General features: G+C 49.8%; 15 protein-coding genes. 6 read left to right on the forward strand and 9 right to left on the reverse strand.

Translation table 11 applies throughout. The features are described 5' to 3' along the window. Positions 1–46 precede the first annotated feature (46 nt). Together lysA and DES40_RS08205 are read left to right on the forward strand one after the other, a co-directional pair. A complete protein-coding gene (gene lysA, locus DES40_RS08200) occupies positions 47–1,315 on the forward strand; it encodes a diaminopimelate decarboxylase (RefSeq protein WP_121100648.1) in 1,269 nt (422 codons plus the stop codon). Between the two features lie 75 nt (positions 1,316–1,390). Continuing rightward, positions 1,391–4,063: a DUF4175 domain-containing protein gene (locus tag DES40_RS08205; RefSeq protein WP_121100650.1), complete on the forward strand. Its 2,673-nt coding sequence runs from the start codon at positions 1,391–1,393 to the stop codon at positions 4,061–4,063. Between the two features lie 39 nt (positions 4,064–4,102). On the opposite strand, the gene DES40_RS08210 is transcribed toward DES40_RS08205, so the two are convergent. Further along, positions 4,103–4,933, reverse strand: coding sequence for an MJ0042-type zinc finger domain-containing protein (locus DES40_RS08210; protein ID WP_170144934.1), 831 nt, complete (start codon positions 4,931–4,933; stop codon positions 4,103–4,105). Positions 4,934–4,988: 55 nt separating this feature from the next. Here DES40_RS08210 and ftsE point away from each other — a divergent pair, with 55 nt between their 5' ends. From ftsE to DES40_RS08225, 3 genes are all read left to right on the forward strand, one after another. Continuing rightward, positions 4,989–5,690: a cell division ATP-binding protein FtsE gene (gene ftsE / locus DES40_RS08215; RefSeq protein ID WP_121102878.1), complete on the forward strand. Its 702-nt coding sequence runs from the start codon at positions 4,989–4,991 to the stop codon at positions 5,688–5,690. Then, on the forward strand, positions 5,687–6,604 hold the full coding sequence (locus DES40_RS08220) for a cell division protein FtsX (RefSeq protein WP_121100654.1): 918 nt from the start codon (positions 5,687–5,689) through the stop codon (positions 6,602–6,604). The genes ftsE and DES40_RS08220 overlap by 4 nt, the downstream gene beginning before the upstream one ends. Before the next feature lie 159 nt (positions 6,605–6,763). Continuing rightward, positions 6,764–7,303: a YdcF family protein gene (locus tag DES40_RS08225; RefSeq protein ID WP_233345538.1), complete on the forward strand. Its 540-nt coding sequence runs from the start codon at positions 6,764–6,766 to the stop codon at positions 7,301–7,303. Here the strand turns inward: DES40_RS08225 and DES40_RS08230 are convergent. The 6 genes from DES40_RS08230 to DES40_RS08255 all read right to left on the reverse strand — a co-directional run bounded on the left by DES40_RS08230 (position 7,300) and on the right by DES40_RS08255 (position 12,916). Beyond that, positions 7,300–8,205 (reverse strand): prephenate/arogenate dehydrogenase family protein, encoded by a 906-nt coding sequence (locus DES40_RS08230; protein WP_121100658.1) that lies wholly within the window; start codon positions 8,203–8,205, stop codon positions 7,300–7,302. The two genes, DES40_RS08225 and DES40_RS08230, sit on opposite strands and share 4 nt — an antisense overlap. Positions 8,206–8,239: 34 nt before the next feature. After that, positions 8,240–9,001 (reverse strand): chorismate mutase, encoded by a 762-nt coding sequence (locus tag DES40_RS08235; RefSeq protein WP_121100659.1) that lies wholly within the window; start codon positions 8,999–9,001, stop codon positions 8,240–8,242. Between the two features lie 11 nt (positions 9,002–9,012). Continuing rightward, positions 9,013–9,708: a class I SAM-dependent methyltransferase gene (locus DES40_RS08240; RefSeq protein WP_147405874.1), complete on the reverse strand. Its 696-nt coding sequence runs from the start codon at positions 9,706–9,708 to the stop codon at positions 9,013–9,015. Between the two features lie 141 nt (positions 9,709–9,849). Beyond that, positions 9,850–11,562, reverse strand: a complete 1,713-nt coding sequence (locus tag DES40_RS08245; protein ID WP_121100663.1) for an EAL domain-containing protein — start codon at positions 11,560–11,562, stop codon at positions 9,850–9,852. A gap of 43 nt (positions 11,563–11,605) precedes the next feature. Then, on the reverse strand, positions 11,606–12,034 hold the full coding sequence (locus DES40_RS08250; RefSeq protein WP_121100665.1) for a hypothetical protein: 429 nt from the start codon (positions 12,032–12,034) through the stop codon (positions 11,606–11,608). Positions 12,035–12,157: 123 nt separating this feature from the next. Beyond that, positions 12,158–12,916 carry a glycosyltransferase family 2 protein gene (locus DES40_RS08255; RefSeq protein ID WP_233345539.1) on the reverse strand — a complete coding sequence of 253 codons (759 nt, stop codon included), beginning with the start codon at positions 12,914–12,916 and terminating at the stop codon, positions 12,158–12,160. 158 nt (positions 12,917–13,074) lie between these two features. Between DES40_RS08255 and DES40_RS08260 the strand changes: the two genes are divergently transcribed. Then, a complete protein-coding gene (locus DES40_RS08260; RefSeq protein WP_121100667.1) occupies positions 13,075–14,796 on the forward strand; it encodes an ArnT family glycosyltransferase in 1,722 nt (573 codons plus the stop codon). Here DES40_RS08260 and thrS read toward each other — a convergent pair. Both thrS and yidD read right to left on the reverse strand, forming a co-directional pair. Continuing rightward, a complete protein-coding gene (thrS, locus tag DES40_RS08265) occupies positions 14,793–16,739 on the reverse strand; it encodes a threonine--tRNA ligase (RefSeq protein ID WP_121100669.1) in 1,947 nt (648 codons plus the stop codon). The two genes, DES40_RS08260 and thrS, sit on opposite strands and share 4 nt — an antisense overlap. After that, complete coding sequence (gene yidD / locus DES40_RS13445) at positions 16,736–17,080, reverse strand: membrane protein insertion efficiency factor YidD (RefSeq protein WP_121100671.1); 345 nt, start codon at positions 17,078–17,080, stop codon at positions 16,736–16,738. The genes thrS and yidD overlap by 4 nt, the downstream gene beginning before the upstream one ends. Between the last annotated feature and the right edge of the window lie 77 nt (positions 17,081–17,157).

Raw genomic sequence — 17,157 nt, forward strand, 5'->3', positions numbered from 1 at the left:
CACCCTATTTCTCTAACGGCCCTGCCAAGACGGAACCCCTAAGACCATGCGCCATTTCGACTATAAAGACGGCGAAATTTACGCCGAAAATGTCCCCCTACGGACAATTGCAAAAGCCGTAGGCACGCCTGTTTATGTTTATTCTACGGCAACATTTGAACGCCATTACTCAGTCTTTGCCGAGAGTTTTAAAGGCATAGAGGCCCTTGTCGCTTATTCCGTCAAAGCTAATTCTAACATTGCTGTTTTGGCGACCCTTGCCAAGCTTGGCGCTGGCGCAGATGTTGTTAGCGGCGGCGAGCTTGCCCGCGCCTTAATGGCAGGCATCCCCGCTCATAAAATTGTTTTCTCTGGCGTTGGTAAAACGCGCGCAGAAATGCGTGACGCCCTAAGAGCTGGCATTCGCGTCTTTAATGTGGAAAGCGAACCGGAATTAAATGTTCTCAACGATGTCGCACTTGAAATGGGTACAAAAGCCCCCATCGCCTTTCGCGTGAACCCTGATGTCACCGCTGGCGGGCATGACAAAATCTCTACGGGCAAGAAAGAAAATAAATTTGGCATTGCTTGGTCTTCCGCAGAAGCCGCATATGCCCATGCAGCGACATTACCGGGCATTGAGATTGTCGGCGTTGATGTACATATCGGTTCGCAAATTGACGATTTAGCGCCTTTCGAAGCCGCCATCGCAAAAGTCGGCGGGTTAATTTCTCGCCTTCGTCAAGCAGGCCATACGATTAAAAGTTTTGATATTGGCGGCGGTCTCGGCATTCCATATGGCGACAATAATAAAACGCCGCCACCGCCGTCTGAATATGGCCAAATGGTCAAAAACCTTACGCGCGATATGGATGTCGAAATGATTTTCGAGCCGGGCCGTATGATCGCAGGAAATTCAGGCGTGCTTTTGTCCGAAGTCCTCTATGTCAAAAAGGGTGAAGACCGAGATTTCCTTATTCTGGACGCGGCCATGAACGACCTTATCCGCCCTGCTCTTTATGACGCCTATCATGATATAGAGCCTGTTCTCGCGCCGGGGTCTGATGCCGCGGAAGCCACTTATGATGTTGTAGGCCCCATTTGCGAAAGCGGTGACACCTTTACCAAAGGCCGCGACATGCCTGCGCTAAAGTCGGGCGAGCTAGTTATTATGCATTCCGCTGGAGCCTATGGCGCCGTTCAAGCCAGCCAATATAACACCCGCCCTCTTATCCCCGAAGTGCTTGTTAAAGGCGACAAATTCGAAATCATCCGCGAGCGTCCAACCGTCGCTGAAATTTTAAAATCCGAGCGCCTACCAGACTGGCTGAAATAACCTATGCAGGCGCAAACTGTAGCTTGGCTAAAATTTAACACGACAGCGGCCAAGCGCGCTTTATAGTCGAGCTATATGACAGATTCATCTGAACATAGTCCTGCGATAAAGAAGCCTTCTGCCGCGCAAAAGGATGGGCCGCTACAAACGCGGTTATACCGCTATATTTGCACAGCGCGGATTTGGCTTTTTTGGGAACGCTATGTCCCTGTCTTCCTCCTTGCGGCGCTTATTATTGGGTTATTTCTCATCGGTGTGTTTTCAGGGCTTTGGGAACGCATAGGCGACCCATGGCGCGGGATTGCCTTTATCGGGGCTTTATATGTTTTAGTACGCGCCGCCTATGCGGCTCAAAAACGCCCCTTACCGTCAATCTCTGATGCCAAAAGACGCGTGGAACGGGATTCTGGTCAACGTCATCGTCCGCTTGATGTTTTAGACGACAAACCAGCTATTGGCGCAGAAGGATGGTCAGCCCATTACGAACGCGCCGTATCGCAATCTAAATCATTAAACAGCCCGAAACTTATCCCGACTGTGCAGCCGCGAGATCCGTATTATTTACGGTATGCTTTGCCGGTCATGATTGCAGGGGCCATGATAATGGGGTCTGGGAATAATATGGAACGTCTGCGACGCTCTGTTTTACCTGTCTGGCAATCGGGCATTAATCCTGCAGAGGTTTCTTTCGAAGCTTGGATAGACCCGCCTGACTATACGGGCCGTCCGCCCATTTATTTCAAAGGACAAGATATTGATTCAATCCCAGAAGGCAGTGAATGGGTCGCGCGTATGAACGGGGCTAAAACCCCTACGCGTCCGCAACTTCGCCTTGGCGGAAAATCACACTATCTGCGCCTCACAAAATTAGGTCCAAAAAGCTTTGAAGCCCGCGCGGCAATCGATCGCTCAGGAGAGGCGATATGGCGCATTGGCTCCAAACGTCAAACTTGGCCGTTAAATGTCGTGGCCGACAGCCCGCCTAATGTGACCCTTGAAGGCGTCCCCGAAGCCGATAAACAAGACCGGTTGGTTGTCACTTATTCGCTAGAGGACGATTACGGCGTCACCGAATTGCGTTTGCAAATGGCCGAAATTCAAGCCGATTCCGTCGATCCATTTGCACAATCGAGCTCGATTACAATCCCTCTAAGCAGTGGGTCTTTGCCCAAAGCAGTAAATGTAGAAACAAAGCAAGATCTGACACGCCACCCGCTCGCAGGGAAAAAAGTCATTGCACGATTAGTGGCTGTTGACGGGGCAAATCAAACTGCGTTTTCGGATGAAACCTATTTCAGAGTCCCTGATAAAATATTTGTCGAACCGCTTGCCAAAGCCGTGATTGAGCAACGCAATCTTGTCCTCTCTGCGATTGATACGGAATACGCCCCCGAACCCCAGACCCTAAACAGAGCTGGCATCATTTATGATACCTACCAACCTGAAATGCGGTTGGAGAGGGCACCAGAAAACATAGAGCGCGCGGCCTTGCTTATCGAAGCTGTCACCGATCGCCCAGAAGGTTTATTCCAAGACCCCACCGTTTATCTCGGTCTGCGCAATGTGCGAGCGCGTCTACGTTATGCACGCGAGGCCTCAGTTTTGGCCCCTATCCCAGATGAGCTTTGGTCAATTGCCTTACGAGCAGAATTTGGAATTTTAGGCACGGCTCTCGAAGAAATGCGAGAAGCCGAAGTCGCACTTCGCGAGGGCATGGCGCGCCGTGCGCCACAACGCGAAATCGATACGTTATTTGAACGCTATAACAGAGCCGTCGAAGCTTATACTGAGGAATTACGCCGCCAAGCCCTAGAAGAAGGTAACTTCGCTGAAGGCGGCAATGGCGGCGGCGGGGGGTTACAGTCCACCGACGAAATCGAAGAATTACTGAAAGCTATCGAAGAAGCCAATAGAGCCGGAGACGTGGAAGGCGCCAGACGAGCCCTCGCCCAATTGGCAGAAGTCTTAGAAAATATGAAAATCCAGCTATCACAGTCGCAAGGCGGCGGTGATGGAGAAGGCATGCAGGGTGAAATGAGCGAAGAGATGAAAGAAAATCTCGAAGAGCTTGCCGACTTGCTGGGGGAACAACGTGAGCTTCAAGATGAAACCGAAGAGTCTCAACGCAATGCAGAACAAGAAGGCGGGGACGGTGAAAACTCAGCCCTCAGCCCAGGTGAACTCGCCGCGCGCCAAGAACAATTACAGGACCTCCTAACAGAGTTAGGCAAGGACGCTGAAAAATTTGGCTTGTTCGAAGGTGACAATAGCTCTGACAACGAGGCGATAGCGGGTCAGGACGGAGAAGACGACAGCCAAACCGGCGGTGGATCGGAACAAGGTGATGAAGGAGACGGCACTGGCCGTTCTGAAAACGCCGAAGACGCTTTGTCTCGCGCGCAAGAAGCCATGTCTGGCGCGGCGGGCGCCTTAAGAAATGGTGATTTAGAACAGGCGGGTGACGCCCAAGCTGAGGCTATTCAAGCTCTGCGCCAAGCCGGACAATCAATGGCCGAAGCAGCCCTTGCGAGATCAGGTCAGCAAAACGCCGAAAATGGTGAGGAATCAGATCCATTAGGCCGAGAAAATGGGGGCGCAAATTCCGAGGATTCAGATATCGATATTGATAACAGAGACAATGCCCAGCGGTCTCGGGAATTAATGGAAGAGCTACGTCGCCGCGCCGCCGAACAAGACCGTGCCCAAGAAGAACGAGATTATCTCGAACGTCTGCTGAAAAGATTTTAAATACCAGACCTCGCGCAATTGCAGCCTTAGCGTTTTCTCTTAACGCTTTATATCGGCTAATCGAAACTGGAGATGGTCACTGTCTGGCGGCGGGTTCACATATTCCGTTCTATATTCAACTTCTGAATATGCCGGTAAAACCTTTTGTTCAAATGTGTATTCCCAACGCGTCACTTCTTCTCCTGCGGGGTTATGCAAGGTTAATATCACAGGCGGTAAAGGTTTGGCCTTTTGCGTGAGATTTTTAACTTTGCCTACAATTTCAATCACGGCCCCATTATCCCGCTCTGCAATGAGCATTTGCGGGGCTTCGATTTTCAGCCCAGTATGGCTCACATTAATATTCATTGCGTTATAATAAGGAACGCTAGCGGGGAAGCGCTCGGCAATTGATTCCCGCGCGACAAATAAAACGACGCAAAGCCCAAAAATGAAAAGCAAAGGGATAAACCAAATCATCAAGATAACCCGTTGCCGTGCGCGGCGTTTCTCCGCCTCGACTTTATCCCGCATTAATGCATCCGCACCGCGAGCGGCCAATGACGCCCCTTGAATATCGGGCTCTGGGGTGTCCTCTGATGTAAAAGCAGGCGTTTCGCCAAACGCCTTAGTCGGTGATTGAGTATCTTTTGAAAGCACGGAATCAATAGATTTTGCTGATTCTCGCTCAATATCTTGGAGCTGCAAATCATCTGGCGTTCCCAATTCTTCTGCGGGCGGGGACACGAACCAAGCATTTGAGCATTTTGCACAGCGCACCGTACGGCCATTCGGGCCAATAGCCGATTCTTTTGCCATATAACGGGTGGAACATTTTGGACAGGTCAGTATCATAAGATTCTTTTTAAGAGTAGAACTACATTTTGACATGGACAGTCTTAAACGCCAAGACTTCTCCTGAATAATGATTGTCCCCGGAGTAAAAATGCATCCAGACATTATCAGCTTCCGCGATGTCGGTCTGCGGTATGGTCGTGGGCCAGAAGTCCTCTCCGATGTAAACCTTTCCCTGCCCCAAGGTAGCTTTACTTTCCTCACGGGGCCATCAGGCGCTGGTAAATCCAGCCTTTTAAAGCTCTGCTATCTCGCACTTGCACCGTCACGAGGACAAATCACAGCCTTTGGTCACGATGCCGCCTTATTAAGCAATGCTGAAATTCAAGCCGTACGGCGCCGCATTGGGGTGGTTTTACAAGATTTCACTCTTATCGATCATCTCAACGTGTTTGAAAATGTTGCCTTGCCTCTGCGTGTCGTCGGACAATCGCGGGCGGATTATTCACAAGATGTCATCGAGCTTTTGCAATGGGTCGGGCTTGGTCATCGGCTACAAGCCTTTCCTTCCACATTATCAGGGGGGGAGAAACAACGCGCGGCCATTGCCCGAGCCGTCATCGCAAAGCCGAATTTATTGATTGCAGATGAACCCACAGGCAATGTCGATCCGGAAATTGGACGTCGGTTATTACGTCTTTTTGCTGAAATGAACCGTGTGGGCACGACCGTTATGATTGCCACTCATGATATACACCTCATCCAAGAATTAGACGCCAGAGTGCTTCGCATTGAAAATGGGCGAGTCTTTAAAGGGCTTAACATAACGGCAACAGGGGATATCGGAATATGACGCCCCAAACCGCTCCACTCTCTGCTCAGCAATCTATCCTTATGCCCGGCGGCCATAATATGCGCACGCTGATTGGCGTTATCGCGATTATGGCATTCCTTGCGGGGTTGGCGCTCTTATTCTCAAGAGCTACGCTGCGCTTATCCGGGGATTGGAACACTCAGCTCTCACGCTCCATGACGGTGCAGGTCTCGCTTTCCCCTCTTGCCGCGGAAAATAATTTTGACACGCAAATGCGAGTCGCAGCCGACAGTCTGCGCGGTATTATAGGCGATAAAGCCAAGATTTCTATTGTCGATCAATCCGCCTCTCAGGCGCTGATTAAACCATGGATCGGGAATTTAGAACTCCCCGAGAGTCTAACCTTGCCTGGCCTCATCTCCATTGAGATGGCCGAGGACGGATCATTGCCCTCTATCAATCGACTGGAAAGTCAGTTGCAACAGGCAGGAATCGTCGCTTCGATTGATGACCATTCTCGTTGGGCTAATCAAATACAAGATACTGCGCGGAACTTTGTTCTAAGCGGTATAGCGCTTTTGGCGCTTTTATTAATGGCCGCCATCGGTGTGAACTTATTCGCCACTCGCGCCTCTATGGCGGCGCAGCGATCTATCATTTCAGTCCTCGCACAAGTCGGCGCGACTGATAGCTTCATTGCAAAGCTCTTTATTGGACAAGCCGCCAGACGCAGCGCAATCGGCGCAGGCATAGGCCTCTTAATGCTTATTTTGGTTTGGTCTCTTCTCTCATTTTCGCTAATCAGTGAAGCTATGTTCTGGTCTTCACTTAATCCTATCTTTGCCGATATTATGTGGATCAGCGGGCTATGGATTGCCTTTATTCTATTTTGCTCTTTGGCCGCTGGCGTGGCGACAAAACGCGCTTTAATCCAAGACCGAAAACGGGCTTAATTGATGTCGCCCCGTAAGAAAAACATGTCTTCACCTATGGGCCATTCGAAACAGGCTAAGAAGAAACGCGGCTGGCTTAAATTTTTCGCGCTCTTACTGGGTGTTATATTACTTATACTTGTCGCTGGTTTTATTGCCTTCGCCGATAGGGTCGACAGCATGCGTGCCCCCCGTGATGTGGCCAAAGCGGACGGCATTGTTGTTTGGACGGGCCCCGGCGGCGGACGGTTAGAAGCGGCCGCAGAACTACTGAAAGCCGGAAAAGGCGAACGGTTATTAATCTCTGGTGTGAATACGGATTTAACCTCTGAAACCGTGTTGAATTTGTTGGATATAGACGCGGATATTAAAAATTGTTGTGTGGATTTGGATTATGCTGCCGAAGACACAATTGGCAATGCAAGAGAGACAGCTATTTGGGCGAAAGCCTTGGGCTATGACCATATTCTATTGGTCACATCGGCGTACCATATGCCTCGCGCTCAAAGCGAAATTGCGGTGGCCACAGGCCGAATACGCATTACGGCTTACCCTGTCCGTGCGAGCGAAGACCTGAATTGGTACTCAGATAAAGCCCGGTTTAAGCGTCTTTTAAATGAATATGCGAAACTTATCTTAACAATGCTAAGAGGGACAAATACACGCGTTAGAGAAAGCGCGCCTGATGTGCCATTACCGGAAAAATCCGATACGCCTTAATCATCTCGTCCAAAGTTAGGCGTGCTACTGTCTTGCCCTGCATCCACAATATGGCGGCGGATATCTCTCGTTTTGGCAAAATGCTCCAGCAATGTTTCGCCGTCCTCCCACCTTATCGCTCGCTTCAGCGCTGTTAAGTCTTCGATAAAGCGGTCGACCACCTCTAGCGTAGCCTCACGGTTTGAGAGGAATACATCACGCCACATAATAGGGTCAGAAGCGGCAATACGGGTGAAATCCCGAAATCCACCCGCCGAAAATTTTACGACTTCGTTTTGCGTCACGGTTTCCATATCCACCGCCGTCCCAACAAGCGTATAAGCAATTAAATGCGGCACATGTGACGTGGTTGCCAAGACGATATCATGTCGCTCTGGCGTCATAATCGCAACATCACTGCCTAGCCCCTCCCAGAACGTCTTTAAAATTTGTGTTTGCTCTAATCCCTCTTCTGTTGGGGTGAGAACGCACCAACGGTCTTTGAATATCTCAGCAAAGCCTGCTTCGGGCCCGCTATGTTCTGTCCCTGCAATCGGGTGCCCCGCGACAAAACATATGTCTTTGCGTAAATGGGGTTTAACAGCCTCTATGACAGCGCCTTTTATGGAACCAACATCCGATAAGATGGCGCCCGATTTCATATTCGGAATGACTTTCTCGGCAACATCCCCCATGCGCCCCGGCGGAACACAAAGGATAACTAAATCTGCTTGCGCGGCATAAAAATCGGCTTGTCCCTCACTGACCCCATCGGCAAAGCCTAAGCGTTCAATGGCGGTACAAGCCTCTGGTGAGTTATCCATCACATAGACCGTTTTAGCCTGCCCATAAGCTTTCGCCGCGCGTGCGATTGAGCTGCCGATAAGGCCGCCGCCAATAATTAATAGCGTTTCAATTGTCATGGGTTCATTCCGCAATGCGAGTTAAAAAACGAGCTTAGCCAATAGGCCGCGGTAAAGCCCCAATTATTTTTGCACTTGGGTCCAACCTAAGGACATCCCTAGGCACGCTATCCAAATAACCTGTCAGACTATATAAGAAAAATTCCCCGGCCTCCGCCCGTAATTCAGCGCTCGCATTGATAGCGCGTAAATCTGCACGGCACATTATCAAGGTATCATCATTGCCAGATGGCTGAATATCCGCGGTGGCCACGGCTACGGCGACAGGCCATTCGAGTTCTCCCGTTCTAGGGAGGCCCGCTAATATATGCATATCCGCCATAGCGCCGCCCGGTCCAAGGGCCGTCCACCAACTATGCATCCCCCCTGGCGACGGCAAGATGGCTACGCCTTCAGGATCAGCATAGGTCGCCGCCATAGCGCTGCTAGCCGTAGGATAGGTATAAGTCGGAATGGAGGCCCCAAAGCGGTCTCTGACCAATGCCAGTGACGCCATTGAATCATTTTCTAAAGCGACATGGAGCCCCATTGGGCCCTGCATGGCCAAGCTCGCGCTCATGAGTTCGGCCCAAATTCGGCTGACAAGTGGGCGCGGCGTATCCGAAGTCGCGGCGGCCAAAGCGCGGACATGGCTATCCTCGCGTGAGGGTCGCCAAACACGCACGCCCGATTTTGCGCGTCGCACCGCTTTGGAGAGTTCTAGGCGTTCCGCAATCAGACTTAATAGCGCCTTATCAACGCGGTCTATTTCAGCGCGGACCTGATTAATGTCTGTAAAATCACTCATACTCGTCATGTCTCGCCGTCTTATCCCTTAAAATCTCTATGCGTGGACGGCGTGCGGTTTGCAATGGGCGAGCCGCCAAATCGAGGTATTGCTACAAGAGATTTAGCTTTTTCACCTTGATGTGGTTCAATATAAAGCCGTTTTATTCCTTCTACGAGAATTAGCCCTGAAAAACCCGGCCAGACTGTCTCTCCGAATCGTTCAGAGCCTCGCAGAATTCCGCTTTTCGCAAAGGATTTAAGCGGCGGTGCATAGAGAGCACCTGACCAAATTGTTGGATGAAATCCCACTTCACGCATAGCGCTTCGCATCTGAGATCGTGAAAAGGGACGGCCTGCTCCAAAAGGGCTTCGGTCTGATCGTGCCCACAAGCCCCCACGATTAGAGGCTATAATCACAACATGTCCTTCGGGGCGGCACACTCTCCATAGCTCTGACATCAAGTCTCTGAGATTTGGCGTCTCCTCTACGCCGTGAACACAAAGCACTGTATCAAATGTATTATTAGCAAAAGGCAGAAGATTTTCTTCGGTCAGACAGGTGATGACACCGCGCTTGCCTTTATGCGCCAAAGCCCCCTGCCCGCTCGGCATGGCCAAAACAATACGATTAGCGCTGGCTTGGTAAGGTTCTAGATAAGGGCCGCAAAAACCAAAGCCCAAAACATTTCGGCCCGATAAATCTGGCCAAAGCGTTGATAGACGGCGGCTCACCATTTCACGCGCAGCAAGCCCCAAAGGGCTGGCGTAAAACTTTTCTAATCTGAGGACGCTTTCTCTCACGTCTTTAGTTTAAAGAGAATAGTCCGAACGAACAGCCCTTTATTTAAGATGTCACCGCATTAAATTGTGATGACGCTATTTTGGCGTCACATAAGAAGGCTCGGACAGCGGCATACCGAATAGATAGCCTTGAAAATAGTCAACGCCTAAACGTCGTAGCAATGCGGCATCAGCGGGGTCCTCTACCATTTCTGCCACAGTCTTGACCGAAAAGGTCTGCGCAAGGTCAACCATCATCCGCACAAAAGTTTGCATCTGCGGTTTGGTAGAGATGCCATTGATTTGGCTGCCATCAATTTTGATGGTCTCGGCTTCGATAGCCATCAAGTTTCGGAAACTCGTATGCCCAGATCCAAAATCATCAATGGCAAATTCACATCCCAAAGCCCTGGCTTCGCTGGAAAATTTCGCGGCTAATGACGGGTCATTGAGCGCCGCTGTTTCGGTTAACTCTATGACAATACGGCGCGTTAATGGCCCTAAGACTTTTAAGGCTTTTATATAATTTGCTGCAACGGCTGTATCTTTCACTGTTTCAGCAGAAACATTTAATGCAAGGCGTAATTCAGAATCACTTTGGAGCTTCGCCGCTGCAATTTCTAAGGCGCGGCGATCTAATATATGCACGAGACCAAGCTGTTCTGCCTTCATTATCATACGACCCGCACTGACAAATTCGCCGGTTTTCTCTCTTAATCGTAAAAGACATTCATAATGGCACAACGCACCAGACTTAGCGTGGATGATAGGTTGATAAGCTAATGAAACACGGTTTTCATTTAAAGCCGCGAAAATATCCTCTTTCTTAAACTCTATCACTGGCCGCGAAGATGGCAGGCCCATCATAGGATTATAGGCGGTAATTTGCGCATTTGGTTCTGCGCCCAAAGCTCTGGCTGTCTGAGCCATAAGAGTTTCAACATCACGGCCACGTTGCGGGAATATAGTATGCGCTATCGCAAGGTCGAGCTTTATCGCCCCTTGAGGCGTTTGGAAGGGCCGCTCTGAGAGAGCCAGTTTAAGGCGCCTCGCTAATATTTCAGGGTTACTATCGGGTCCGCGCAACCCCATCACACCAATAAAGAAATCTCCGTCGCTGTCTTTACCGGCGCAATCTGGCGCGTGAATGATTTGGCGGAGGCGGTCTGCGAAAGCTGAAAGAAGCCGCTCGCCAGTTTCATAACCATAAATTTGATGAATATCATCAAGGTTTTCAACATGAATTCGAAAGAGCCGCCCTTCTGCGTTCAAGCGCTGCGCTATCGCGGATAACCCCCATACGCTTTCCATGAATTTGGTTTTATTGGGCAGGCCTGTCACCAAGTCATGCGATGATAATTTAAGAGAGCGTTCCAAATTATCACGCTCATCGGTAATATCACGTAAGACGCCAATGGCTATTCTCTCGCCTTGTTGCTCCGATTGTCTTTGAACTGTCATTTCCAAGGTAATCCAACGGTCTTCACCGGTCTGCACGCGGAAATGCTGCGTCGTTTTTGCGCCGTCCCAGCTTAAGGCATTTAGTGCATTATCCATTTGCCTTTTATCGGCCTCATGGATGTGGTTTCGCCAATCTTGCCATTTTTGAGGCAGCTCTGAAGGCGCAATACGTATCAATGCCGCAGCGCGTAGACGGTCTGGCCAAATCATAGACTGGCCTTCGAGCCTAAACACAGAGGCCTTTAATAATTCTAATTCAGCCTGGCTGATGTTCGATGACTGTGTCGCGACATCAATAGACGGTATTTCCATCAAGACAGAGGTCATATCGGTTATGTTATCCGACATTTTGGTTTTGCCCCATATCTGAAACGTTGTTTTTCAACTGACCCTATCCATCCCCAACGGCAAAATCACGACGGGCGCTTGCAATCGTCACCATAAATCCAGCCATTACATCAAGTAAAGCCATAAGGCCGATTAAGAAGAAAACGGAGGTTCCAAAGGCTGGAAACATTAAAAATTCGACCAAACAAATGATGAAGAGAAGCATTGAAAAAGCGTGGTTCATTACCGCCGCGCGGTCTGTACCCGTAGATTTAATAAGCTCAAAAAATAACATCAATAAGGACAATGCAATCAACATATGTCCGGGTGTGATAAACCAAACAGAACCAGACATCATATCAATAGATAAAAAATCTTGATCTAATCGTGCACGGATTTGTTCAGCCGTCGCAAAGGCTGTGCCGCTGAAAGCCAGAATATTGTAAAGTGCGACCGGCATAATCATCAAAGGAAAGACGAGAAAAAACCGCATATCGTGTCACTCCTAGATTGCCAGAATCACAGACATAGCGACCCCTAAAGATTACTTAAGACTTTCTAAAGAGAAATGGCTTGTAAAAGGTTAACGTGAAGGCTTTTAAAGCGCTATTCTGGTTTAAATTTCGTCCCACCCTTTGGGGTTTCGTGAGCGTGAATTAAGCCACATTACGCCTCGCAAATCTGAAAAAGAGACCATTAAGCGACCAAAATTTGTATATTTGGATTCTCCGGCAATACGCGCTCTGTGGCTCACATCTGCGAACTCAATTTTATAGCCCTCACGCAGCATCAAGGCGGGGATGTAACGATGAATATGGTCAAAATAGGGAAGACGTAAAAAGGCTTCCCGTTTGAACAGTTTAAGGCCGCACCCAGTATCGTCGGCCTCGTCTTTGAGTAATTTCTTTCGAATGCCATTGGCCCATTTAGAAGCCCATAATTTGGCTTGGCTATCTTGACGTTTCACGCGGCGGCCGCCGACTAACATAAGATCTTTGGGGGCATCCACGCGCAAGATTTGATCCCGTAGTTTGGGAATATCAGCCGGGTTATTTTGCCCGTCCCCATCTAAGGTCGCAATAAGTTCAGAGCGCGCCGCCAAAACACCTGTCCGCAGAGCCCGCGACTGACCTGCATTTGCGCGGTGACTTAAAACCCGTAATTCAGAATATTGACTTTTCAAGTCGCGCAACACATTGGCTGTGTCATCCGTACTGGCATCATTAACGAAAATCATTTCGTAAGACGTCGCGAAAAGAGCTTTGGCAATTTCTTCGACTAATTGCGCCACATTTTCCGCTTCGTTATATACGGGCACGACAACAGATAGCCTTGGCTCTGCATTCATTTTAGAATTTTTTGGCGTAATTGACATGGTCTGCTATTGCCATGTGCAAGGAGTCTATTCAATTCGCAATCACTGTTTATCTCATCACAGACGATGCCGTTTTGTAACGCCAGCCCCGAAAAATCAGCGTTAGCAAAAGAAATTATAGCGACAAAGCCCACTAAATTCAGTAATCAAAACACATCATGATACGTGCTTTACTGACTTCCCCAATATCGCAAAGCAAAGCCATTTTCGTCTTGGTGATCTTGACGCTTCTTGTCACTTTACCGGGGCTAGCGAGCCTATCCGTCTTGGATCGCGACGAAGCCCGCTACGCACAGGCCAGTGTGCAAATGGCGGAAAGCGGCGATTATTTGAACATCAGATTTCAAGACGAAGCCCGCAATAAAAAACCCGCTGGCATATATTGGCTTCAAGTCGCAGCCATTAAAACCTTCAGCGCTCCAGAGACCCGAAACATCTGGGTGCAGCGACTGCCATCTGTTTTAGGGGCCCTCCTTGCCGTCTTAGCGACTTATTTCGCCGGCGCGAAATTAATTGGACGACAGGCAGGCTTCATCGGCGCAGTCACCCTCGCCTTATCAATGATGATGATATTTGAAGGACATATTGCCAAAACGGACGCAGTTTTATGCGCTATGGGAGCGCTCTGCTTTTCTGCTATCGCCCATATCAGAACTGAAACCGCAGGGCTTTCCCTGTGGAAGGCCCGCCCGGCTGTTTGGATTTTTTGGGTAGCGCTTGGCTTTTCTATTTTGATTAAAGGCCCCGTTATTCCGACCTTGGTGGCGCTTTCTATGGGGACGTTATTACTGTGGGAGAGGCGAGGTTATGGCATGCGCCAATTCGTCAATATTCCTGCTATCGCAGCCTGTTTTATAATCTTTCTACCTTGGGCCATCGCCATTGGTATAGAAACCAATGGCGCCTTTTTCACCGAAAGTTTGGGCCATGACCTAGGCGGTAAAATGGTCTCTGCGCAAGAAAGTCACCCTGGGCCATTTGGCTATCACCTTGCGCTTCTGAGCGTGACCTTTTGGCCGGGTTCTATATTCTTACTCCCCGCCTTTGCCTTGGCCATTCGTACCGTAGGGCGTAGCGGCCATAAAACCAGTGATTTGGCCAAAGCTGTACGGCTATGTTTAGCTTGGATTCTACCCTATTGGATTTTAATCGAGGTCATGCCGACGAAATTGCCGCATTATTCATTGCCTGTATTTCCGGCTTTGGCTTTGCTGGTGGGTATGGTTTTTACGCATCTCGTCGCGATTAAAGATTTTAAAATTCTGCGTTTCATAAACGGTTCTCTATTTTTAATCGTTTCCGCAGGGCTTTTATACGGGTTGGTTTATGCCCAAGCGGTTTTCTCTGGTACGGGCCTACCGACGAGTTTGTTGCTTACGCTCTGCCTTGCGGGAGTTTTGGCGTTATTGGCAGGTTTTGCGATTTGGTCGAATGCTATTCAGCTCTCATTTTTATCGGCGGGCTTGTGTGCCATAATTCTTAATATTACGGCGTATGGCGTTATTTTGCCCAGCTTAACCTCTCTGCGTTTAACGGATCAATTAGAGGCTGGATTTCGAGAGTACAATATCCCACTGCCGCGAGAAGGCGGGCCATTGGTTCAAGCCATTAATTTCACGGAGCCGAGCCTTGTTTACCGCTTTGGCAAAGACATACGCCTTGGCGATCAGATTGATTTAAATAGTCCAGAAACATGGCGGGTGGGACAGTTATTTATTCTGGATACCCTGCATAAAAAAGGCGCGGCGCTGGAGCGCCTGCGCGATGCGAAAAACGCACAGGGCGCCTGCCTAGACCTGCGTTTTTCTGTTGAGGGATTAAACTATTCACGCGGCGATACCGTCGACCTCCGCGTGTTAGAAATCGTGCCTTGCGATTAATTATCCGCTTTTAAACGCCGTAAATCAGGGGCCAGAGATTCTTCGGAGAGCGCCTGAATGGCTTCGTTCAAATCCAATATCGTTTGATCGCGCGAGCCAAGGCGGCGAAGGGCGAGCTTGCCCTCTTCGGCCTCTTTCATACCGACCACGGCGATGACAGGAATTTTGCGATCCGCAGATAATTCACGAATTTTGTAATTAATTTTTTCGTTCCGCAAATCCGTTTCCACACGCAGCCCCGCCGCGCGCATTTTAGCCGCGACTTGCTCCGCATATTCATCCGCACCGCCCGTAATCGTGGCAATCACGACCTGCACAGGGGCGAGCCAAAGCGGAAAACGCCCCGCATAGTTTTCAATCAAAATACCGAGGAAACGCTCAAACGACCCCAGCACTGCGCGGTGAAGCATAAGCGGTGCATGTTTCGCATCATCCGACCCAATATAAGAGGCGCCGAGGCGTTCGGGCAAGTTCGGGTCAAGCTGTATCGTACCGGCCTGCCATTCACGGCCAATCGCGTCTTTCAAAACGAAATCAAGTTTCGGGCCGTAAAACGCCCCGTCCCCTGCGTTTAAGACAATTTCCAAACCCGATTGTTTCGCCGCTTCTTCGAGCGCATCTTCGGCCATATCCCAATATTCATCTGAACCCACACGCATGTCAGGACGGGTCGAGAACATGACTTTGACATCATTAAAGCCCAAATCGGCATAAACGCTTTTCAGCAATTCAGTGAACAGTTTCACCTCATCCGTGACTTGTTCCAGCGTACAGAAAATATGCCCGTCATCTTGGGTAAAGGCGCGTACGCGCATCAGTCCATGCAAAGCGCCCGAAGGTTCATATCGATGGCAAGAGCCAAATTCCGCCATACGCAATGGCAGGTCACGATAGGATTTCTGCCCATGATTAAAGACCTGAATATGACACGGGCAATTCATAGGCTTGAGCGAGAGAACTTTGTCTTCTTCGGCGATTTCCGCGACAAACATATTTTCGCGATATTTTTCCCAATGACCAGAGGCTTCCCAAAACTTACGATCCATGAGCATGGGCGTTTTAATTTCTTGATAGCCATATTCGGCTTGGCGGCGGCGCATATATTCTTGCAACAGGCGATAGAGCTGCCAGCCATGAGCGTGCCAGAACGCTTGGCCTTGGGCTTCTTCTTGGAAATGGAACAAATCTAGTTCCCGGCCAAGACGTCGGTGATCGCGTTTTTCGGCTTCGGCGAGTTGATGCAAATGCGCGTCGAGGTCTTCTTGTGTGGCCCAAGCCGTGCCGTAAATCCGTTGTAGCTGTGGATTTTTCGCATCCCCGCGCCAATAAGCGCCGGCGACCTTCATCAATTTAAAGGCTTTGCCGACCTTACCCGTAGAGGGCAAATGCGGGCCACGGCAGAGGTCAAACCATTTGCCCTGTTTATAAACGGTGATGGTTTCGCTCTCGGGCAAATCTTGGATAAGCTCGGCCTTAAATGTCTCGCCCATATCGGTGAACATTTTTATGGCCTCATTGCGGTCCATGACTAGGCGTTCAAATTTATCATTGCGGTTAATGATGAAAGCCATTTTCTTTTCTATCGCGGCGAAGTCGTCTTCGGAAAACGGTTCTTCGCGGAAAAAATCATAATAAAACCCGTTTTCAATAACGGGGCCGATTGTGACCTGCGTACCGGGGAAAAGCTCTTGCACCGCTTCGGCCAAAACATGGGCGGCGTCATGGCGGATAAGCTCTAGCCCTTCGGGGTCTTCGGCGGTGACGAGTTCGATTTTGGCGTTGGCTTCGATCGGCAGGCTGGCATCCACTAAAACGCCGTCGAGCTTGGCCGCTAAAACCTTTTTCGCGAGGCCCTTGGATATGGACTTTGCGATTTCCATGGCCGTCGTGCCGCTGTCGTAATCGCGTGCGGCACCATCGGGGAATGTCAAAGTGACTGTCATTTTAAATCCGTCTTCACTTCACCCGTCTGGGACGGGTTATTAACCGAACGCCAACGGCCATATCGCCACGGCGCCCATAAAGGGGCCTTCGTAATATGTTCCGGCACATTATCAACCCCGCTTGTGGCCCCCAAAGCGGTAAAAGGATGACAGCGCAGCAGCCTCGCCAGCGTCATCCACCCCCCCGCCCAAGGCCCATGCCGCTCTATCGCTTCGACGGAATAGGCCGAACAAGAGGGGTAATGCCGGCATTTAATACCAAACACAGACAGAACGGGCGAAATAAACCGCCGATACACCCATAAAAGGCCCAACATAGGATATGAAAAAAGGCGGCGCATAGGGGGAAGATAGGCGGTTTTTGACGGCGTTGGTAGAGCTATTCCATCCGAACGACACGAAGCGTAGCGAAGTTAGT

Origin of the sequence: Litorimonas taeanensis, from assembly GCF_003634015.1 — a bacterium.
Lineage (GTDB): Bacteria > Pseudomonadota > Alphaproteobacteria > Caulobacterales > Maricaulaceae > Litorimonas > Litorimonas taeanensis.

Excerpts from the sequence above, each read along its gene's own strand:
- lysA (WP_121100648.1), top strand. The coding sequence starts at position 47 with ATGCGCCATTTCGACTATAAAGACGGCGAAATTTACGCCGAAAATGTC.
- DES40_RS08205 (WP_121100650.1), top strand. The coding sequence starts at position 1,391 with ATGACAGATTCATCTGAACATAGTCCTGCGATAAAGAAGCCTTCTGCC.
- DES40_RS08210 (WP_170144934.1), bottom strand. The coding sequence starts at position 4,933 with ATGTCAAAATGTAGTTCTACTCTTAAAAAGAATCTTATGATACTGACC.
- ftsE (WP_121102878.1), top strand. The coding sequence starts at position 4,989 with ATGCATCCAGACATTATCAGCTTCCGCGATGTCGGTCTGCGGTATGGT.
- DES40_RS08220 (WP_121100654.1), top strand. The coding sequence starts at position 5,687 with ATGACGCCCCAAACCGCTCCACTCTCTGCTCAGCAATCTATCCTTATG.
- DES40_RS08225 (WP_233345538.1), top strand. The coding sequence starts at position 6,764 with ATGCGTGCCCCCCGTGATGTGGCCAAAGCGGACGGCATTGTTGTTTGG.
- DES40_RS08230 (WP_121100658.1), bottom strand. The coding sequence starts at position 8,205 with ATGACAATTGAAACGCTATTAATTATTGGCGGCGGCCTTATCGGCAGC.
- DES40_RS08235 (WP_121100659.1), bottom strand. The coding sequence starts at position 9,001 with ATGACGAGTATGAGTGATTTTACAGACATTAATCAGGTCCGCGCTGAA.
- DES40_RS08240 (WP_147405874.1), bottom strand. The coding sequence starts at position 9,708 with ATGGTGAGCCGCCGTCTATCAACGCTTTGGCCAGATTTATCGGGCCGA.
- DES40_RS08245 (WP_121100663.1), bottom strand. The coding sequence starts at position 11,562 with ATGTCGGATAACATAACCGATATGACCTCTGTCTTGATGGAAATACCG.
- DES40_RS08250 (WP_121100665.1), bottom strand. The coding sequence starts at position 12,034 with ATGCGGTTTTTTCTCGTCTTTCCTTTGATGATTATGCCGGTCGCACTT.
- DES40_RS08255 (WP_233345539.1), bottom strand. The coding sequence starts at position 12,916 with ATGTCAATTACGCCAAAAAATTCTAAAATGAATGCAGAGCCAAGGCTA.
- DES40_RS08260 (WP_121100667.1), top strand. The coding sequence starts at position 13,075 with ATGATACGTGCTTTACTGACTTCCCCAATATCGCAAAGCAAAGCCATT.
- thrS (WP_121100669.1), bottom strand. The coding sequence starts at position 16,739 with ATGACAGTCACTTTGACATTCCCCGATGGTGCCGCACGCGATTACGAC.
- yidD (WP_121100671.1), bottom strand. The coding sequence starts at position 17,080 with ATGCGCCGCCTTTTTTCATATCCTATGTTGGGCCTTTTATGGGTGTAT.